The sequence below is a fragment of the Kibdelosporangium banguiense genome (assembly GCF_017876405.1).
Classification (GTDB): Bacteria; Actinomycetota; Actinomycetes; order Mycobacteriales; family Pseudonocardiaceae; genus Kibdelosporangium; species Kibdelosporangium banguiense.
Genome location: NZ_JAGINW010000001.1, coordinates 9,731,031 through 9,751,341, shown reverse-complemented (window position 1 = coordinate 9,751,341; position 20,311 = coordinate 9,731,031). Strand labels below are relative to the sequence as shown.

Sequence of the window (20,311 nt, the reverse complement as noted above, 5' to 3'; positions counted from 1 at the left end):
GGTTCACCACCTTTCCCGTGCCTGTGCCAGGGTTTGCCGCGTCCCGGCGGGCCAGGCCGCCGGGTCGACGCCGTGCTGGCAGATCACGGCGAAGGCGAGGCGTTCGAGTCCGAAGCCGACGCACCCGGTGTAGGGGGTGGTGTGCCCGTCGGCGAGGGTGATGTCGAAGCAGTCGCCGAAGAACCGCTCGTGGAGGTTGAACGATCCGGCCGCGACGCTGTCGCGTGGCCCGATGTCCAGCTGCAGCTCGTACTTCAGCTCGAGCAACCGTTGCGACGAGGAGCGGGCGCCGCTGTCGGCGGCGCAGAAGAACGGGTCGCCGGCAACCTCGCAGCGCCCGGACAGTTCGAGCGCGTCCACGAGATCCCGGATCCGGTCGAGCAAGCGCGCCCGGGCGGTGAGCACTTCGTCGCGGGCGCCGAAGAACACGATCTCGCGAATGGTGAAGTCCCACAGCCGCGCGAGGGTGCGGTGGTAGCGGGCTTCGTGCCGGAACGACTTGCCCCGCGTGGTGACCACTGACAGCTCCGGTGGCAGTGCCCGGCCCGCGAACTGGTTGAACGTGTGGTAGCACATCGTCGGCGGCAGGCAGTAGGCCACGTCGGCGCACCGGTCCAGGACCTCCGTCCCGACGTCGGCGCCGCCCCGCACGTCGGCGACGAACTCGCGGTAGGTGTCGAGGTCCGCCCGCAGCCGGGTGGCGAACATCGCGAACTGGGGGAACGCGGTGAAGTAGTCGCACCGGTGCAGCGCGTCGATCGGGATCAGGGTGGGGTAGCGGAACTCGGTCGCGCCGAGCTCGCCGACCGCGATCCGCCGGATCAGGTGGTCCAGGTCGTCCATCAGGTCCAGCACCGGCTGCCCGAGCGCCACCTGCCCCTCACCTACCGGGTAGGCGATTGCCTTGTCCACCAACGCCTCGAAGGTCCCATCCGGGCAGTCCCGGCGCGCCGCCGAGCGCCAGATCACCTTGGGCTCCCTGGCCAGTTGCGACAGGACGTCGTTGCGCAGTACGAACCGCAGCTTCTCGGCCAGCCCGTCCGGCAGCCGGCCGTCCACTGTGGTCACTCGAACCGCGTCCACCTGCCCGTCGGTCTCCATCAGCTGGAAGTCGCGGATGTCCTCGGACGCGAAGAACACCCGCTTGGCGAACTCCGTGGCCAGCCGGGCCGGCAGCCGGGCATCCAGGGTGATCACGTGCCCGGCGAACGGGTTCAGGGTCATGACGCCCCCACCACGCCAGTCAGGCCGGCCACCACGTTGCGCTGGATGTCTGATGTGCCGCCGTAGACCGCGCAGCCCATCGCGTCCCGCAGCTCCCGCTCGACGGGGAGGTCGGCGACGTACCCACGGGCCCCGTGGACACGCACCGCGGACAACGCGCTCTCCAGCAGACTTTCGCTCACGAACAGCTTGAGCATCGCGGACTCCAGCAACGCCATGCGTCCCTGCTGTTTGAGCCAGCCGAACTTGTGCAGCATCAGCCTGGCGAGTTCAAGCCGTACCCGCATGTCCGCCAACCGGTGCGACACCGCCTGGAACGCGCCGATCGGGCGGTCGAACTGCCGCCGCTCGCTCGCGTAGCCGACACTGGTGTCGAGCAGCCGGCCAAGCCTGCCGACCTGGCTCGCTGCCATGAATCCGCGTTCCCATTCGATGGTCGAGGTGAAGATCTGGTAGCCGGCTCCCACACCGCCGAGGAGGTTGGCCGCCGGTACCGGGCAGTCGTCGAACCCGACCTCGCCCATCGGGGTTGCGCGCAGCCCGGCCTTGCTGATCGTCCGCCGGATGGTCAGGCCGGGGGTCTCACGCGGCACGAGGAACGCTGACAGTGCCCGCTGGGCGGGGCCGTCGTCGGCGGTCCTGGCGAACACGACGAACAGGTCGGCGCACGGCGCGTTGCTGATGAAGCACTTCGTGCCGGACAGCAGGAACATCTCGCCCTCGCGCCGGGCCGTGGTGCGCAGCGCGAGCACGTCCGAGCCGGTATCCGGCTCGGTCAGCGCGTGCGCCCCGATCATGGACCCGTCGGTCAGGTGGGGCAGCAACCGCGCCTTCTGCTCCGGCGAGCCGTGCCGGAGCAGGTAGATCACGCAGGCCCACAGGTGGTTCTCGATGGCGAAGACCAGCCCGTTGTCCACGCAGCCGTAGCCGAGCGCCTCGCACGCGATGATGGTGGTGAGCGGGTCGTACCCGGACCCGCCGTACTCGCGCGGGACCGGCCAGCCGAGGACGCCGAACTCCGCGCACGCCTGCCAGCCGTCCGCGTCGAACGTCTCGTCGCGGTCGTGCTCGGCGGCCTTGGCGCCAAGCTGGTCGGTGGCGAAGCTGATGACCCGTTGGCGCAGGGCGGTCTGCTCAGCGGCCAGCGAGAAGTCCATGATCATCCCTTTCGTCGGCGTGCGGCGTGGTGACGGGCACGCCGAGTCGCCGGAGCTTTTCCGCGACGGTCAGTAGTGCTGCCAAGTCGTGCTGTGTGTCCGAGGCGCCGGGCAGGGTGGCGAACACCGGCGGGTCGCCGCCGGGACGGCCCGGATGGGTGGCGGCCAGGCTGCCCAGCATCGTGCCCGCGCCAACCTCCACCGCGATCACCGACGGCAGCCGCCACAGCTCGCCGAGACCGGCGTGCAGCCGCACGGTCTGACGCAGGTGCCGGGCCCAGTACGCCGGGCCGGTCGCCTCCTCGTCGGTGATCCAGGTGCCGGTGACGTTGGACAGGAACGGCGTGGTGGGCGGGTGCAGCTCGACGGTGTGCAGGAGTTGTTCCAGCGGCTCGGAAAGCGGCGCCATCATCGCGGAGTGGAAGGCGTGCCGGGTCGGCGTGCGCAGGTTGGCGACGCCGTCCTCGGTCAGCCGGGCTTCCAGCCGCCGCACGGCATCGGGCGTTCCGGCGGCGACACACAGCATGGGTCCGTTGACCGCGGCCAGCCACAGCTCGTCGTCGAGCCGTTCCGCCAGTTCGTCCTCGCCGAGCAGCACCACCAGCATCGCGCCGGGCGGTACCGTCTCGATCAGCTCGGCCCGTCTGGCCACCAGTGCCACCGTGTCCTCGAGCGACATCACTCCGGCCAGGCACGCGGCAACGTACTCGCCGAGGCTGTAGCCGACCATCGCCGATGGGGTGATGCCCCAGCTCATCAGCTGCCGGGCCAACGCGTACTCGATGGTGAACACCAGCGGCTGGGCGAACAGCGTGCGGTCGACGGCGGCCGGCCGCCTGCCGTTGTCCGTTCCGTCGCGGCGGCCGAGCAGCTCGGCCAGGCTCGGCCCGCCGCGTGCGGTGCCCGCCGGGTGGAAGACCTCCCGCAGGTCCTCGCCGAGGTGGCCGGACAGCAGCGCCGTACACTGGTCCACAAAGGACCGGAAGACCGGTTCGGTTTGGTACAGACCGTGTCCCATGCCGGCGTAGTGGTCGCCGACGCCGGGAAACATGAACGCGATTGGCCGGCTCATGCCGGTCACCCCTCCCGCACTCGGTAGTCGATATCGAGGCCGAGCTCGTCGGCCACGTTGGCCAGCAACGGTGCCTCGCCGCCGATGTTGGCCAGCACCACCAGGCCCGAGCCGCTGTGCAGATCGATCGCGGTGAGTGCCTGGTGGGTACGGCGGTCGCCGGGATGCCCGAACCAGTGAGTGCCCGTGCCGCGGGTGATCGTGGTGCCGAGGCCGTACCGCGGACCCGCCGGCAGCACCATCTGCGTGGCCAGCTCGCGAGTGAGGAACCCGGTACCGGCACCGGTGGCCGCTCGCAGGATGGCCAGCTCCAGCGTGGCGAGGTCGTCCGCGGTGGTCCACAGCCCGCTCGACGCGATGTCAGCCACCAGCGACCAGCCGCCCGGGTAGGGCACACCATCGGCATCGTGGCCGTGCGCCGTCCGGTCGGCCCGGGCCTCCGGGAAGTCGTGCTCGAAGCCGCTGTCGGCCATCCCCAGTGGACCGAGCACCAGCGATCGCATCGCGTCGGCGAACGACGTGCCGGTGACATCCGCGACCACCTGCTGGACCACCGCGAAGTGAGCGTTGGAGTAGCGGAAGCCCGTCCCGGGTGGACGGTCCCGCACCACGTGGTCGAGCATGGGGCGCAGGGCTGGACGCGTGCCCCTGGGTTGCTGCACATAGCCGGACGGGGTGACCCCGGACATCAGTCCGGCCGTGTGCCCGAGCAGCTGGCGCAGCGTGACCGGCTCGCCAGGGGGCAGCCGCCAGGAGGTCAGGTACCGGTCCACGGTCTCGTCCAGCGCGATGCTGCCCTGCTGGACCAGCCGCAGCACGCCTGCGGTGGTCACGTGCTTGCTCACCGAGCTGCACGGGAACAACGTGGACGGCTGGACAGGGCGGCTGTGCTCGCCACCGGTGATCCCTTCGCCCCAGCTCGCGACCCGCTCGCCACCGACGATGAGTGCCACGCCGATGGCGGGCACCCGGTGACGGGCCATCGGCACAACGAGCGCGGGGGCGTGTGGGAACAGCCGTTCGGTCAGGCGCCGACCGAGGTCGCCGCCAGGGCCGGGACCCGTGTCATGCCGCTCGGCCAGCGCCCGCAACTCCTCGAGGCAGTAGCCGGCGACCCGTTCGATGGTTGCCCGGTCGTGCGACTCCGGGGAGTAGGTCCAGCGCACCGTCGCCCGGCCGCCGCTCACCCCGGCGTCGATCGTGAGCAGGTGCGGTCGCGGGTCGCGCGGGTCGCGTGACGTGCCAGGGGTCTTGGTGGTCGCCTCGAACAGTGCGTCCGGGCCGAGGGCCGGCCGATCGAATCCCTGCCCGTGGAAGGCGAACGAGACCTGCGAGCAGGCGCGGCCGTCCGAGTCGGTGCTCAGCCCGTGGCCGATGCCACGCTGTGGCACGGCCCGCAGTTGCTCGCGCACGGCGGTCAGCCGGCGGATCGGATCCGGTCCCGGCAGGTGGATGTGCAGCGGGTAGACCACGCTGAGCCAGCCGACCGTCCGGCCGAGATCCATGTCGTCGGTCAGCGGCTCCCGGCCGTGGCTTTCCAGGTCCACCACGACGTTCTGGGCGCCGGTCCACCGGGCGATGGCCGTGGCCACCGCGGACAGCAGCACCTCGTCCAGCCGGGCGCCGAACGTGGTGGGCGCTTCCCGTAGCAGCGTTTCGGTCGACCTGACCGGCAGCGCCGTCTCGACCACCTGCCGTGCGCCTTCGGTGTTGCGGCCACCGGGCCGGTCGACGGGCACCTCGGCTGGCTGTGGCCGCCGGGCCAGCCAGAAGGCGCTCTGCTCGGCGAACCTTGTCGTCCGGGGGTATTCGGCCAGCCGTCGGGCCCAGCGTCGGTACTGCGTGCCGACCGGAGGCAGGGTGGGCTCGGCGCCGCTGTCGAGCTGCCGGTAGGCGGCCGTGAGGTCGTCGAGCAGGATCGACCAGGACACCAGGTCCACCGCGATCTGATGGGCTACGAGAAGCAGTCGCGCGGGCGCGAGGCCGGCCGGGTCGAGTAACAGCGCGGCACGCAGCAGCGGGCCGCCGGACAGGCTCAGGCTCGCGTTCACCTCGTCGGCCACCGCGCCGACGGTGTTGTCCTCGTTCGTCTCGACCACCCGCAGGATCGGGTCGGCGGTCGGCTCGGCCACAGTCAGCCGCGCATCACCGTCCACACGGGACACGCGTAGTCGTGGCCCGTCGTGGTGGGCCATGACGGCTTGAAGCGCCCGCTCCACGAGGTCAGGGTCGGGTGGGCGCCGCCAGGTCAGCAGCACCGACTGGTTGTGGTGGTCGTGGTTGACGTCCCGCTCGATGAAATGCTGCGGGGCAGGCGGCAGCGGGATCTCGCCGGCCGGCTCAGCCGGCGTTTCGGCGGATCGTGCCGGCTGACCCGGCACGACGGACGCGGCCAGCTCGGCGATCTTCCGGTGCCGCAGCGCCTGCTGCACCGTGATGCCGAGACCAGCCTTCTGCGCCAGCGTAACCACCTGGAAGACCAGGATGGAATTGCCGCCGACGTCGAAGAAGTCCTCGTGCACACCGACGTCCTCGACGCCCAGCACCCGCTTCCACACCCCGGCCAGCACCCGTTCGGCGCCGGTGCGGGCAGCGACCCTCGATCCGGCTGGATCCGCCGGCCGCCCGCCGCCGGCCACGGGGACGGGGCCTGCCGGGATCCGGGCGAGGAACTCGCCGAGTGGGGCCTGCGGCGCGTCGAGGATGTCGTGCACCAGCTGTCCGAAGTGGTCAAGTAGCCGCGCGCACTGCGCCTCGTCGAACCGCGAGCGGTCGTAGCTGAGCAGCAACTCGATCCGGTCGTGCTGGTTGAGCTCGATGACCAGCGGCTGGCCGGTCTGCCCGAGCGGCCCTGGCACGGCGCGCAGTTCAATGGGACCGGCCGTGCGAGCGTCCGCCTGGCCGAAGTTCACGTAGTTGACCACGGTGTCGAACAGCGGAGTGCCGGCCGGCACCGGTGACCACCGCTGGACGTCGGCCAGCGCGCAGTGTTCCCGCTCGCGCAGTCCCAGCTGCGCGGTCTGCCTGGCCGGGATGAACTCGGTCAGCGACTGGCTGGGGTCGATGCGCACCCTGGTAGGCACCGTGTTCATCAGCATGCCGACCATGCGCTCGACGCCGGGGATACCGGTCGCGCGCCCGGCGACCGTGGTGCCGAACACGACGTCGCGAGAGCCGGTATGGCCGCTGAGCAGCAGTGCCCACGCCGTTTGCAGGACAGTGCCCGCCGTGCTCCGGCACCGCACCGCGAGCTCGTTCAGCCGCGTGACCAGCTCCGCCGGCAGCTCCCCGAACACCCGTCCGACCCCGCAACCGTCCACAGCGGACCTGGTGGACAGGGGTACCGGTGCGGACAGCCCGGCCAGCTCGGCTCGCCAGAAGTCCGCGTCGGACTCCCGGTCGTGGCCCCAGGCGATGTGGTCGCGGAACGGCGTCACCGCCGGCAGATCTGCTTCGGCGCCCGCGCATGCCGCGCCATAGCCGGCGAGCACCTCGTCCAGCACTGTGGCAATGCTCCACGCGTCCAGCACGATGTGGTGCAGGTTCCACAGTAGATAGTGCTCGTTGCGGGTGGTGATCACGGTGAGCCGCGACGGGCATTCCGCCGCCAGGTCGAAGCCGGCTCGCAGGTCCCGGCGCAGCCGCGCCTGGATGCGGCTGGGTATCTCGGCGGAACGGACCCCGGTCCAGTCCAGCCGTTCGAGCTCGACCGGTCGGTGCCGCCACACCACCTGCACCGGCTGCGGCACCCCCTCCCAGGCGAAGGTGGTGCGCAGTACCGCGTGCCGGTCCACCACTCCTTGCCACGCCGCGACGAACGCGTCCACGTCCAGCGCGCCGGTGATGGCGTAGACCTTCTGGACGAGGTAGTCCGCGGGATCGGTGGCACGGAGAACGTGGAAGAGCATCCCCGACTGCAGCGGCGAGAGGGGATAAACGTCCTCGACGTCCCTGGCACTGTCGGGCAGCATGGCCAGCATCCGGTCGAGAGCCGGCTGGTCCAGGCCGGCGAGGGGGAAGTCGCTCGGCGTCGCGCCGCAGGCACCGGCCGCGCAGTGCTCGATCAGTTCGGTGAGGTGGTGCAGGTACCGCTCGCTGATGCGGCGCACCGTGTCCTCGCGGTGCCGGTGCGTCGAGTAGACCCAGTGCACCCGCAGCTGTCCGCCGCTGATCGCCGCTTCGACGTTGATCAGGTACGAGCGCGGGCTCTCGCCGGCCCGATCGGCAGCGAGCCGGTCGGGCAACTCGCTGAACCGGCCGGCGGGGCCGCGCTGCCGGTCGAGCCGGCCGACGTAGTTGAACAACAGCAGCGGGTCCGGCGTCGCGGCGAGTACCTGCGTGGTGTCTGTGCGGAGATAGCGGGCGAGGCCGTGCCCGATCCCGTGATGCGGGACGGCACGTAGCTGCTCCTTGACCGTCTTGAGCGCCGTGCCCCAACCGCCTTCGACGGCGGGCAGGGTCACCGGGACGAGGTCGGTGAACCAGCCGACGGTGCGGGACAGGTCGACGTCGTCGAACAGTGGCTCGCGTCCGTGGCCTTCCAGTTCGACCAGCGCGCAACTCCCGCCCGTCCACTCGGTGACGGTGCGGGCGAGGGCGGTCAGCAGTACGTCGTTGATCTCGGTGCGGTACGCGGCGGGCACCCGGTGCACGAGCGCGTCGGTCAGCTCGGCAGGCAGCGTCACGGTCACCGCACGAGCGGAGTCTCCGGTGTTCGGTCCGCGGTCGTGATCCACCGGGATGGCCGGTGCCGGTTCGCCGGTTTGCTCCACCCAATACGCGGCCTCGGCGGCGAACTCGGGGGAGTTGGCGTGGTCGGTGAGGCGCTTTGCCCAGTACTGCAAGGAGGTGCTCTTGGGCGGGAGTGTGACAGGGTGGCCGGTTTCGAGCTGCCGGCATGCGGTGTCGAGGTCTTCGAGCAGGATGTTCCAGGACACGGTGTCGACGGCGACGTGGTGGATGACGATCATCAGCTCGGTGCCCCGGTCGCCGCCGGTGAACAGCGCGGCGGCCAGGATCTGTCCGTTCAACATGGACAGTCCGGATTGGATCTCGCTGGCGACCCGTTCGCGGGTCTCCTGCTGCTTCTCGCCGGGCAGGCCGGACAGGTCGGTCACGCGCAGGAGCGGCTCGGTGCCGGCTTCGCGGATCTCGGCGACCCATCGTCCATCCATAGTGGACAAACGGATGCGTAGTGCGTCGTGGTGGTCGGCCAGCGCGGCGAGCGCGCGTTGCAGTACGTCGGGGCGAACGGCCGGTTGGCAGCTCAGCAGTACCGACTGGTTGTAGTGGTCGTGGTGGATCGGCCGTTCGGTGAACCAGTGCAGGATCGGTGTCAGCACCACCGCGCCGGACACGGCGTGCTGGTCGGCCTGAACCGGCGCCGCGGTGTCGGCGGCGATGGCCTGGGCGAGCCGGGCGACGGTGCGATGCTTGAACACCAGGGGCAGGGTCACCGGGACGCCGATCCGCCTGGCCTCCGCGACGATCTGGATGGCGACTATCGAGTCACCGCCCAGGTCGAAGAAGTCGTCGTGGGCGCCGACATGGTCGAGGCCGAGCACACGAGCCCAGATGCCGGCGATGGCTGTCTCCCGCTCGCCGCGCGGTGCGACGTGGCCGTTCGTCGGATCCGTGTCGCCGTCCTCCTCGGCGCCGGATACCGCCACGACCTCATCCATCCAGGCCAGGGCAGGAAGTTCACGCAGGGGGGCGTCCGGGTTCGCGGCCAGGTCGCGCAGGACGGCGACGTAGCGCTCGATCATGGCCACACACGTGTTCTCGTCGAACAGTGACCGGCGGTAGATCGCGGTCACGCACACCGTGTCGTGGTGGTTGACGTTGAGCATGAGCGGACAGCCGGTCTGCTCGAAGTCGTACGGCAGCGGACCGATGTCGAGCTCGGCGTCGGTGTCGGTGCCGACAACGCGACCGGTGAAGTTCCGGTAGCTGAAGAACGTGTCGAACAGCGCGGTCCCGGCCGGGACCGGGGCGTGACGCTGGATCGCGGCGAGCGAGCAGTGCTCGTGCTCCCGCAGGCCCAACTGCGCGGTCTGCTGATCGGCGAGGTAGCCGGCCACGGTCCGGTCTGGATCGACCAGCACCGCGCACGGCAGGGTGTTGATCAGCATCCCGATCATGTGCTCGATGCCGGCGACGGCCGCGGTGCGCCCGGTGACGGTGGTCCCGAAGACCACGTGACGGCGCCCGGTGTGCGCGGCGAGCACCAGCGCCCACGCCGCCTGTAGCACCGTGCCCACCGTGCATCCGCTGCGCAACGCCAGCGACTGCAGCGCGGCCGTCAGCTCCGCTGTCAGCTCTTCGTTCACATGCGCTTCGCCAGGGTCGGCGGCGATTGGAGAGCTGGGGGCGAGCAGCGTCGGTGTGGTCAGCCCGGCGAGTTGACCCCGCCAGAATTCGTCGTCGGCCGCCCGGTCCTGCTTGCCTGTCCACGCGATGTAGTCACGGAACGGTGTGACCGCAGCCGGTTCGGGAGTTTGCCCGGCCCGCAGCGCACGGTAGGTCGCGAGCACCTCGCTCAGCACGGCGGCCACGCTCCACGCGTCCAGCAGGATGTGGTGGAGGCTCCACAGGAAGTAGTGCTCGGTCGCGGATGTGCGGACGATCGTCAACCGGGATGCGCATTCGGCGGTGAGGTCGAAGGCGATGCCGCGGTGCGCCCGCAGCGCGGCATCAAGCCGTTGCGGTATCTCCGCGGGCTCGACGCCGGTCCAGTCCAGTCGCTCGAACCGGACCGGCTGGTGGCGCAGAACGACTTGCAGCGGGTGCGGTAGCGCATCCCACGCGAAGATGGTGCGCAGCGCGGGATGCCGGTCCACCCCCTGCCGCCAGGCTGTCTGGAAAACCTCGGCGTCGAACTCGCCGCGCAGCACGAACCCGGTCTGCTCGAAGTAGTCCGCCGACTCCGGGTCGAAGATCGATCGGAACAGCATTCCCGACTGCAGCGGGGAAAGGGGGTAGAGGTCCGCGACGTCCCCGGCCGGGACGGGCAGCCGGTCCAGCAGCCGGTCGAGGACGGGCTGGTCCAGACCGGCGAGGGGGAAGTCGCTGGGAGTCGCGCCGATCGTGCCGCCGGCGACGCAGTGGTCGATCAGGTCGGTCAGGTGCGCCAGGTACCGCTCCGCGAGCCGGCGCACGGTGTCCTCGGTATGCCGGTTGGCTGAGTAGCTCCAGTACAGCCGCAGTGTGTTCCCAGTGCCGACCTTGGCGACGAACGCGGTGACACCGATGAGGTGCCCGCGCTCACCTTGCGGATCCCGATGCGTGCCAAGCGATTCGTCCCGGCCGATGAATCGGCCGCCCGCCTCGCGTTGCCGGTCGAGGCGGCCGAGGTAGTTGAACGAGACCTCTGGCTGCGGCGCGGCGGCTAGCGCCGAGGCGGTCTCGGTGCGGAGGTGGCGGGCCAGCCCATGGCCGATGCCGTGCCGGGGCACAGCCCGCAGCCGCTCCTTCGTCGCCTTGAGCTGGGCGCCCCAACCGTCGCCGGCCAGCCGTAGCTGCACCGGCAACACGCTGGTGAACCAGCCGACGGTGCGCGAGAGGTCGACGTCGTCGAACAGCGGTTCACGCCCGTGACCTTCCAGCTCCACCAGCGCCGCGTCGCCGCCCGTCCACTCGGTGATCGTGCGGACCAGCGCGGTCAGCAGCACATCGTTGATCTCGGTGCGGTATGCGGCCGGCACCCGTCGCACCAGCGCGTCGGTGACGTCCTCTGGCAGCGCGACCTCTACCACGCGGCCGGACTCCTCGCAGTTCGGGCCGAGGTCGTGGTCGGCCGGGATGGGCGTCGGCGTCGCGGCCGGCGTCGCCCAGAGGGCGGCCTCGGCGGCGAACTCGGGGGAGTTGGCGTGGTCGGTGAGGCGCTTGGCCCAGTACTGCAAGGAGGTGCTCTTGGCCGGCAGCGTCACCGGTTCGCCTGCGTCGAGCTGGCGGTGGGCCGTGTCCAGGTCCTCGAGCAGGATGTTCCAGGACACGGTGTCGACGGCGACGTGGTTGACGGCGATCAGCAGCTCGGTGCCGAGGCCGTTCTCGGTGAACAGGACCGCCGACACGATCGGTCCGCCGGTCAACGACAGTCCGATATGGACACCCTGACCGGCTCGGTCCCTGGTCTCGCGCCGTTGCTCGTCGGACAGCCCGGTCAGGTCCACCACCCGCACCAGCGGGCCGGCTTCTGCCTCCGCGATCTCGGCCCGCCACTGACCGTCTACTCGCGACAAGCGCATGCGCAACGAGTCGTGGTGGTCCACCACCGCGTCCAGCGCACGCGTCAGCACGTCGGGGTGCACGGCCGGCTGGCAGTTCACCAGCACCGACTGGTTGTAGTGGTCGTGACGGACACGCTGTTGGGTGAACCAGCGCAGGATCGGCGTCAATGTCACCGTGCCGGACACCGTGTGCTGGTCGGCCCGCACCGCTACTGGGGCCGCCGAGCCGATCGCGGCCGCCAGCGTGGCCACGGTCCGGTGCTCGAACACCTGCCGCACGGTCACCGCCAGCCCGGCGCGCCTTGCCTGCGCGCCGATCTGGATGGCCAGGATCGAGTCGCCGCCGAGGTGGAAGAAGTCGTCGTGCACGCCGACCCGGTCCACATCGAGCACCCGCGCCCAGATCTCGGCCAGCGCGGCCTCTGTGGGTGTGGTGGGTGCCTGCTGCGAGCAGATCGGCGCGGTGGCGCCTTCGGGGACGGGCAGTGCCCTGCGATCCACCTTGCCGGCCTGGGTCAGCGGCATCCGGTCCAGCACCTGCCACACCCGGGGCACCATGTAGGCAGGCAGTGACTTGGCAGCGGCCGACCGCAGCTCTTCGACGTCGAGATCGCCGGCCGGGACCACGTAGGCCACCAGGCGCTTGTGCCCGGGAACGTCCTCCCGCGCGACCACGACGGCCTCGCTGACCCCCTCGTGCAGCAGCAGCCTGGCCTCGATCTCGCCGAGCTCGATCCGGTAGCCGAGGATCTTGACCTGATGGTCGATCCGGCCGAGGAAGTCGAGGTTCCCGTCCGCCCGGAACCGGGCGAGGTCACCGGTTCGGTACATCCGTTCGCCCGGTGTGGGGGCGAATGGGTCCGGCACGAATTTCTCGGCGGTCAGCCCTCGCCGGTTGAGGTACCCGCGGGCGACTCCCGCGCCACCGATGCACAACTCGCCGACCGCGCCGACAGGCACCGGCTCGAGACGATCGTCGAGCACGTACATTCGTATGTTGGCGATCGGCCTGCCGATGGACACCGGAACCGACGGGTCGAAACTCTCGTCCACCAGGTAGGTCGAGCAGCCGACCACGGTCTCGGTCGGGCCGTACTCGTCGATGATCCGTGCGTTCGGCGCGGCCTTCCGCCACGCGGCAACGGTTTCCGGCCGGACCTCGTCGGCGCCGACCACGAACGTGCGGACGCAGTCCACCCGGTCGGCGTCCGGCAGCATCCCGCGCAGCACGTCGAGGTGCCCCGGCGTGAGTTTGAGCAGGCTGAAGTCCCCGGGGCCACGCAACAGGTCCGCCAGCGCCGACAGGCTCTTGTCCTTGGGCAGCAACGTGACGTCCTTGCCGCCGATGAGCGGCAGGAAGAAGTTGGGCACCGAGAGGTCGAACGCGATGGAGCCGAGCATCGGCGCGCCGGACGCCCCGTCGAGGCCGTATCCGTCGATCGCCCACCAGAGGTAGTTGACCAGCCCGGCGTGCGAGATCATCACGCCCTTGGGCCGGCCGGTCGATCCGGACGTGTACATCACGTAGACCAGGTTGTCCGGGCCGGTGACAGCGACCGGGTCGGTGCCGGGCCGGCCGGCGAGCCGCTCGGCGTCACCGTCGAGTGAGACCAGCGTGCCGTCGAACTCCGCGGGAACGGCCGATGCGGCGGCGTCCTGGGTCACCACCACGCGGGCGCCGGTGTCGGACAGCATGAACGCCAGCCGGTCTGCCGGGTGCTCCGGGTCGAGCGGTACGTAGGCCGCGCCGGCCTTGAGCACACCGAGCAACGCGGCGAACATGTCCACGCTGTGCTCGACGCAGACCCCGACCACGGACTCGGCGCCGATCCCGAGCGCACGCAGGTGATGCGCGAGCCGGTTGGCCCGGGTGTTGAGCGCGCAGTAGCTGACCGTGTCACCGTCCACATCGGTCACGGCGACCGAGTCCGGAGCCCGGCGCACGGCGTTCTCGAACAGGGCGGGCAGGGTGGCGCGCGGGTAGTCGGCCGCGGTGTCGTTCCAGCCGTCGGTCACGATGACGCGCTCACGATCCGGCAGGACGTCCACATCGGGCAAACGTGCGCCCGGGTTCGCGATCACCTGATCGAGGACCCGGACGACCCGGTCGGCGAACCGGTCCGCGGTCTCGGTGAGCAGCAGGTCGGTCGAGTACTCCACCTGCAGCTCAAGCCGCTCGCCGAGGTCGACGGCGAACAGCGCGAGGTCGACCTTTCCGGTGTCGTTGTGCAGGTCGGCGTACCTTGTGTCCAGGCTGGCGAACCGCCACGACTCCTCGCCGCGCTCGATCAGCTGGAACAGCACCTGGAACAGGGGGTTGCGGGCCGGTTCACGGTTCGGTGCGACCGCGGCGACGATCTGGTCGAACGAGACGTCCTGGTGGTCGAGAGCGCCGAGCACGGCACGGTGCGTGCGGTCGAGGAGTTCGGCGAACGTGGGTTCCCCACGCAGGTCGGCCGGAACGGGCACGGTGTTGGCGAACAGGCCGAGCAGGTCGGCCACCTCGGCGTGTCCCCGGCCGGAGGTCAGCGACCCCACCGAGAACGTGTCCTGCCCACTGCACCGGCCCAGCACCACGGCGAACGCCGTGAGCACTGTGGTGAACACGGTGACCCCGTGGTCACGGGCCAGTGCGCGCACGGCTGAGGTCATCGCCGCGGGCAGCGTCCGCTTGACCTGTGCGGCTCGGTGTGAGGGCACCGCGGGATAGGGGCGATCCGTCGGCAGCGCCAGCAACGGCCGGATCTCCTCCAGTGCGGACCGCCAGTAGCCGAGCTGCTGGTCACGCAGCTCACCCGCCACCCGGCGTGCCTGCCAGTGCGCGTAATCCGCGTACTGGATGGGCAACTCGGGCAGTACCGGCCGCCTCCCATGCACGTGCGCCGAGTACAGCTCGCCGAGCTCGCGGCCGAGTACGGCGCAGGACCAGCCATCGCTCACCAAGTGATGCATGTTGAGCAGCAGCAGGTGTTCCTCAATGTCCACTTGGAACAGTGCGGCCCGGAAGACCGGGCCGGCCGCCAGGTCGAACGGCCGGCGCAGCTCGGCCTCGGCCAGCCTGACCGCCCGCTGCTCGCGTTGTCCGCCGGGGACACCGGTGAGGTCCACGACCCGCAAGTCCGCGCCGCGGAACGGATGGATCACCTGGACCGGCTGGTTGTCCCCGGCGTCCAGATAGGTGGTGCGGAGGATCTCGTGCCGGCGCACCAGGTCGTCCAGGGCGCGGCGAAGTGCCCCGGGGTCCAGCCGGCCGCTCAGCCACCACTCCCGGTGCACGCTGTACACCGAGTTGTCGGCGAGTACCTGATCGACGACCCACAGGCTGTGCTGCGCGGGAGGCAACGCAACCGGCTCGCCTTCCGGGCGCCGGGGGATGCCGCCGCCCGCGTTGCCGCCCTCGCCACGCAGCCGGCGTGCCAGCAGGGCGAGCTTGGCGGGGGAGAGCCCATGGGTGTCGAACGGAGTGGTGGTCATCTGTGCACCCCTGACTTGGTCGCTCAGTGCCCGAGCGGTTCGCCGGCCATCCGGCGGCGCAGGCTCAGCGGTCGCATGTCCGTCCACACCTCTTCGATGTGCGCCAGGCAGTCCTCTTTGGACCCGGTGATGCCGGTGCCGCGCCAGCCCGGCGGGTCCGCGCGGTCGGCGAACCAGATCGAGTACTGCTCCTCGTCGTTGAGCACGACCTTGAACCGCTGCTGGCCGTCGTCGTCCGGCATGGTGTCCCCGCTTTCGTTGTGATGGCTACTGCTGGCTCAGCAGCTCGTGTGCCTGCTCGTCGGTGAGCTCGGCGATCTCGGCGAGCAGGATCTCCTCGACCATCGCCGCGGCCCTGGCCGGTGTCGGGCATTCGAACATCAGGGTCAGCGGCAGCGCGGTGGTGAACGCCTGCCGCATCCGTCCGATCGCCCGGGTGGCGAGCAGCGAGTGCCCGCCCTCGGCGAAGAAGTCGTCGTTGACGCCGAGGTTCTCCACGCCGAGCACGCTCGCCCAGATCTCGGTCACGATCCGCTCCGCGCTGGTGCGCGGCGCTACCGGCGGTTCGCCCTGCTCGTCGCGGATCTCCGGCGCGGGCAGGCCGCGCCGATCCAGCTTTCCGTTGGCGTGCCGGGGAAGCGCGTCCACGATCAGGACCGAGCCGGGTACCGCGTAGCCCGGCAGCAGTTCCCTGGCGTGTTCGGTGAGCAGCCTCGGTGAGCACGTCGTGCCTGCCCGGATCACGACGTACGCGGCGAGCCGCTTGTCGCCCGGCACCGCCTCCCAGGCGATGACCGCGGCGTCGGCCACCGAGGGGTGCACGCGTAGGGCGTGCTCGACCTCGCCCAGCTCCACCCGCACGCCGCGCACCTTGACCTGGTCGTCCCGCCGGGACAGGAACGTCAGCGCGCCGTCGGCGCCCAGCCGGCCCCAGTCGCCGGTGCGGTAGATCCGCTCGCCGGCCAGATAGGGGTGCGGCAGGAACACTTCGGCGGTCCGGCGCGGGTCACCCACGTAACCGCGTGCCAGCCCGGCCCCCGCGATGAACAGCTCACCCGAGACCCCGACCGGCAGTTGCTCGAGCCGCTGGTCCAGCACCAGCACCTCGTTGTTGTCGATCGGTACCCCGATCGAAACGCTCTTGGCGGCACCAGCAGCGCCATCTTCGGACAGGCACACCCGGCAGGTCGAGTCGATGGAGACTTCCGTGGCGCCCCAGGTGTTGTCGAGGATCACCCGGTCGCCGAACCGGTCCCCGAACCGCCGCACCAGCGCGGGACGCAGTGCCTCGCCGCTGGACAGGACGCTGCGCAGCTCGCTGAGGCCGGCGGTGTCCGCGTCGGTCAGCGTCTCCAGGAACAGGTCCAGCATGCTCGGCACGAACTGCACGTGTACGGCGCGGTGCCGGACCGCGGCGTCGGCGATGGCTCTCGGGTCGCGGTGCAGCCCGGGACCGAGCATCGCCACCCGAGCGCCGGCCATGAGCGGCCAGAAGATCTCCACGGCCGCGTCGTCGAAGGTGAGCGTGGTCTTGTGCAGCACGGTCTCGCCCGGCCGCAGCGGGTGGTGCTGCTGCATCCAGCACATCCGGTTGACCCACCCGGCATGCGTACAGGCGACGCCCTTCGGCCGGCCGGTCGAGCCGGAGGTGTAGTACACGGCGGCCAGGTTGTCCGGGTAGACGGCCACGGCCGGTGCGGCGGCTGGGCCGTCCCGTTCTGGCAGCGCGAGGGGGTGGCCGCCCGCGGCCATGACGAGACTGGCGTGCGCGGCCGAGACCAGGCACACCGGCGCCGGCCCGTCGGACAGCAGCTGCGCGATCCTGGCGCGCGGAGTGTCAGTCTCGATGGGCAGGTACGCGCCACCCGCCTTGAGCACGCCGAGCAACGCGGCGACCATCCCGGCCGAACGGTCGAGCATGACGCCGACGGGCATGTCCGGCCCGACGCCGTGTTCCCGCAGCAGCACGGCGATCCTGTTCGCCCACGCGTCCAGCTCGGCGTAGGTGAGCTCGCACTCGTCGTCGACCACCGCGACCGCGGCCGGTGCCCTGGCCACCTGATCCTCGACGAGCTGGTGCAGGCGCCGGTCCGGGACGTCGACCGGGCGCCGGGCGGTCAGCTCGCGCACGGTCGCCCGCTCGTCCGGCCCCGCTAGGTCCAGCAGGTCGATCGGGGTCGCCGGGTCGGCCGTCACCGCGCCCAGCAGGGCGGTCAAGTGCCGGATCAGGCGGTCGATGGTGGCGGGCAGGTACAACCCGGTGTCGTACCGCAGCACGGCGGTCATGCCGCCCGTGCCGGTCTCGTGCCGGGTGAAGTCGATCTCGATGTCGTACTTCGCCGGGATCGGCGGCCCCGGCAGCGGTTCGATCGTCAGTCCAGGTAGGACGGTCTCGCGCTGGCGCACGTTGCTCAGCTTGATCATGACCTGGAAGAGGGGGGTCCGCGACAGGTCTCGTTCGCCCACCAGCTCCGCCACCAGCCGGTCGAACGGCACGTCCTGGTTGGCGTACGCGTCGATGGTCCGGTCCCGGGTGCGGGCCAGCAGTTCGGCGAAGGAAGGATTTCCGGACAGGTCGCCACGCAGTACGAGCATGTTGATGAACAGCCCGATCAGCTGCTCCGACTCGGTCACCTGCCGCTCGGCCGCCGTCGTGCCGAGCGTGAGGTCGGTACGCCCGGAATGCCGGTACAGCAAGGTCTGCCACGCGGTGAGCAACGCCATGAACAGGGTCGCCCCGTGCCGGGTCGCCATCCGTTCCAGCCGGCCGGTAACCGTCTCGTCGATGGTGAACTGCACGAGGGCGCCGGGTGCGGTCCGCCGCGGCGGCCTCGGCAGGTCCGGGCTGAGCTCGAACGGTGTGGCGCCGTCCAGTTCGGCCCGCCAGAAGTCCAGCTTCGCGGCGAACTCCGGACCGTGCTGGCAGGCCTCCTGGAAGGCGGCCACGTCGGCGTACTGCACGCGGACGGGCGGCAGCGGCGAGGGCAGTCCGGCGGCGAACGCGCCGTAGAGGATCTCCAGCTCGTCGAAGAAAATTCCGGACGACCAGCCGTCGAACACCATGTGGTGCACGGTCAGGCACAGCACGTGGTCGTGTTCGCCCAGACACAGCAGGCTGGCCCGGATCGGCAGGCCGTGTTCGAGGTCGAACGGCCGGAAGCCTTCCGCCGCGGCGACCCGGGTGAGCCCGTCGGCGGTGGCCAGGAGTGCCGGATCGGGATCGACCAGCTCGACGGTGAGAGTCTCGGCCGGTCGCACCAGGCCGACCGGCTCGTCGTCACGTAGGACCACGCTGGTGCGCAGTACCTCGTGCCGGTCGACGATCTCCCGCAACGCGGCGGTGAGTGCCGGGATGTCCAGTTCGCCGCGGACCCGCACGGCCATGGGCACGAAGTACTCGGTGCTGTCGGCGACGAACTGGTCGAGGAACCACAGCCGTTTCTGGCCGAGCGAAAGCGGAAGCGGGTTCTGCCTGCTGATGACCGGGATCCGGCCGGCCGGCGCACCGGTGGCCGGGCCGGCGGTGATGACGGCCTCGCTCATCCGGTCGGCCAGCACTGCGGCGAACTCGGCGAGAACCGGGTACCGGAGCACGTCGCGCAGCATGCCGCGGGTGGACAGGGTGGGCACCAGTTCACCGATCCTGGCCACCACCTGGCCCGCGGTGAGCGAGTGGCCGCCGAGGTCGAAGAAACTGTCCTCGGCGGCAATGTCGGCTGCGTCGGCCACTTCGAGGATCTCCGCCCAGATCTGGGCGGCCAGTCGCTCGGTCGGGGTGCGCGGCGCCGTCCGGTCGACGGCTTGCTCCCCGACGCTGGGTGGGAGATCTACTGTGTCCACTGCGCCGAGCAGGTCGGCGAGCGGGACAGTGGGGTCCTCGACGACCTGCTCGAGGATGCGCTGGAAGTCCTGCCGCAGATCCTCGATCGTGCCGGCGTCGAACAGTTCGGTCTTGTACTGCCACTGCCCGGACGGACCGTCGTGGCCGTCGCCGACCGTGAGGGTCAGGTCGACGTCGGTCGAGGTCGGCGTCCGGGCTTGCCCGGTGACCGTGAGCCCGGTCAGCCGCAGTGCCTCGGCAGGCGCGTTGTTCACCTGGAAAACCACCTGTACCAACGGTTCCCGGCCCGGCTCCCGGTCCGGCCGCAGGGCCGCGACCAGCCGCGCCAGCGGCACCTGGGGACGGTCGTGGGTGTCGAGCGTGACGTCCCGGACGTGCGACAGCAGGTCGGCGAAGGTGTCCAGGCCGGCCAGGCGGATCCGGAACGGGACGGTGTCCACGAAGCATCCGATGAGGGGTTCCAGGTCCAGCTCGCTCCGGCCGGCGGTGGGCACCCCGATCACCATGTCCCGCTGGCCGCCGCGCTTGGCCAGCAGCCCTGCGAACGCGGCGAGCAGCACCATGAACGCGGATGCCCGTGCCCTGCCGCCCAGCCGCTCCACCTCGTGCATGAGCGGCGCGGGTATCGGGGCGTGGTGGGGATGCCCGGTGAACCCGGTGTCGGCTCGCGCGGGCCGGTCGAAGGGCAGCCGCAGCGTCGACGGAGCGCCGGCCATGGCCTGGACCCACTGGTCGAGGTCCGCGCGCAGGTCCTGCTCGGTGCGTCCGCGCTGGGCGATGGCGTAGTCGGCGTACCGCGTCGCCGCCTGAGCCGGCGGCGGCTCTGCTCCACTGTGGAAAGCCTGGTACAGCGCGGAAAGCTCGGTGTCGATGATCGCCTTGGACCACGCGTCGAACGCGATGTGGTGCAGGACGAGGGTCAACGCGTGCCGGCCTGGGCCCAACGCGTACAGCGTCCACCGCACCGGCGCCTCAGCGGCGAGGTCGAACGGGTGGTTGACCGACTTGTCGAGGAGACGGCGGACCTCGCTGTCCGGATCCGCGCCGGCGCTGAGGTCGCCGAACGGGAGCCGGTAATCATCCGGTGTGGACACCCATTGGCTCGCGCCGTCCGGGTACCGGGTGCGCAGGATCTCGTGGCGCCGGTGCAGTTCGGCGACGGCGGCATTCAGCGCCGGCCGGTCGAGTTCGCCGTCGATCCAGTGCACGAAGGCGAGGTTGTTGGCGGAGGCGCTGGAGTCGAACCCTTCGAACAGATACATCCGCTCCTGCTGGTAGGAAAGCGGCGCGATTCTCTGCGACACGTCAGCCATGT

At 70.6% G+C, this 20,311-nt stretch carries 6 protein-coding genes; all 6 read right to left on the bottom strand.

Annotation, left to right across the window (positions count from 1 at the left end; genetic code table 11):
- Positions 1–3: 3 nt before the first annotated feature.
- Genes JOF56_RS44100 through JOF56_RS44075 form a run of 6 tightly spaced genes read right to left on the bottom strand, consistent with a single transcriptional unit; the run spans position 4 to position 20,309 of the window.
- Positions 4–1,224, bottom strand: a complete 1,221-nt coding sequence (locus JOF56_RS44100) for a class-II aminoacyl-tRNA synthetase family protein (RefSeq protein WP_209645510.1) — start codon at positions 1,222–1,224, stop codon at positions 4–6.
- Positions 1,221–2,381 (bottom strand): acyl-CoA dehydrogenase family protein, encoded by a 1,161-nt coding sequence (locus JOF56_RS44095; protein ID WP_209645509.1) that lies wholly within the window; start codon positions 2,379–2,381, stop codon positions 1,221–1,223. The genes JOF56_RS44100 and JOF56_RS44095 overlap by 4 nt, the downstream gene beginning before the upstream one ends.
- A complete protein-coding gene (locus tag JOF56_RS44090; protein WP_209645508.1) occupies positions 2,359–3,453 on the bottom strand; it encodes an acyltransferase domain-containing protein in 1,095 nt (364 codons plus the stop codon). Before JOF56_RS44090 ends, JOF56_RS44095 begins: the two co-directional genes overlap by 23 nt.
- Positions 3,454–3,458: 5 nt before the next feature.
- On the bottom strand, positions 3,459–15,155 hold the full coding sequence (locus JOF56_RS44085; protein ID WP_209645507.1) for a non-ribosomal peptide synthetase: 11,697 nt from the start codon (positions 15,153–15,155) through the stop codon (positions 3,459–3,461).
- Between the two features lie 23 nt (positions 15,156–15,178).
- The gene (locus JOF56_RS44080) at positions 15,179–15,397 is read right to left on the bottom strand and encodes an MbtH family protein (protein WP_209645506.1); all 219 of its coding nucleotides are present in this window, start codon (positions 15,395–15,397) and stop codon (positions 15,179–15,181) included.
- A gap of 25 nt (positions 15,398–15,422) precedes the next feature.
- Entirely contained in the window at positions 15,423–20,309 is a 4,887-nt protein-coding gene (locus tag JOF56_RS44075) for a non-ribosomal peptide synthetase (RefSeq protein WP_209645505.1), read from the bottom strand.
- Between the last annotated feature and the right edge of the window lie 2 nt (positions 20,310–20,311).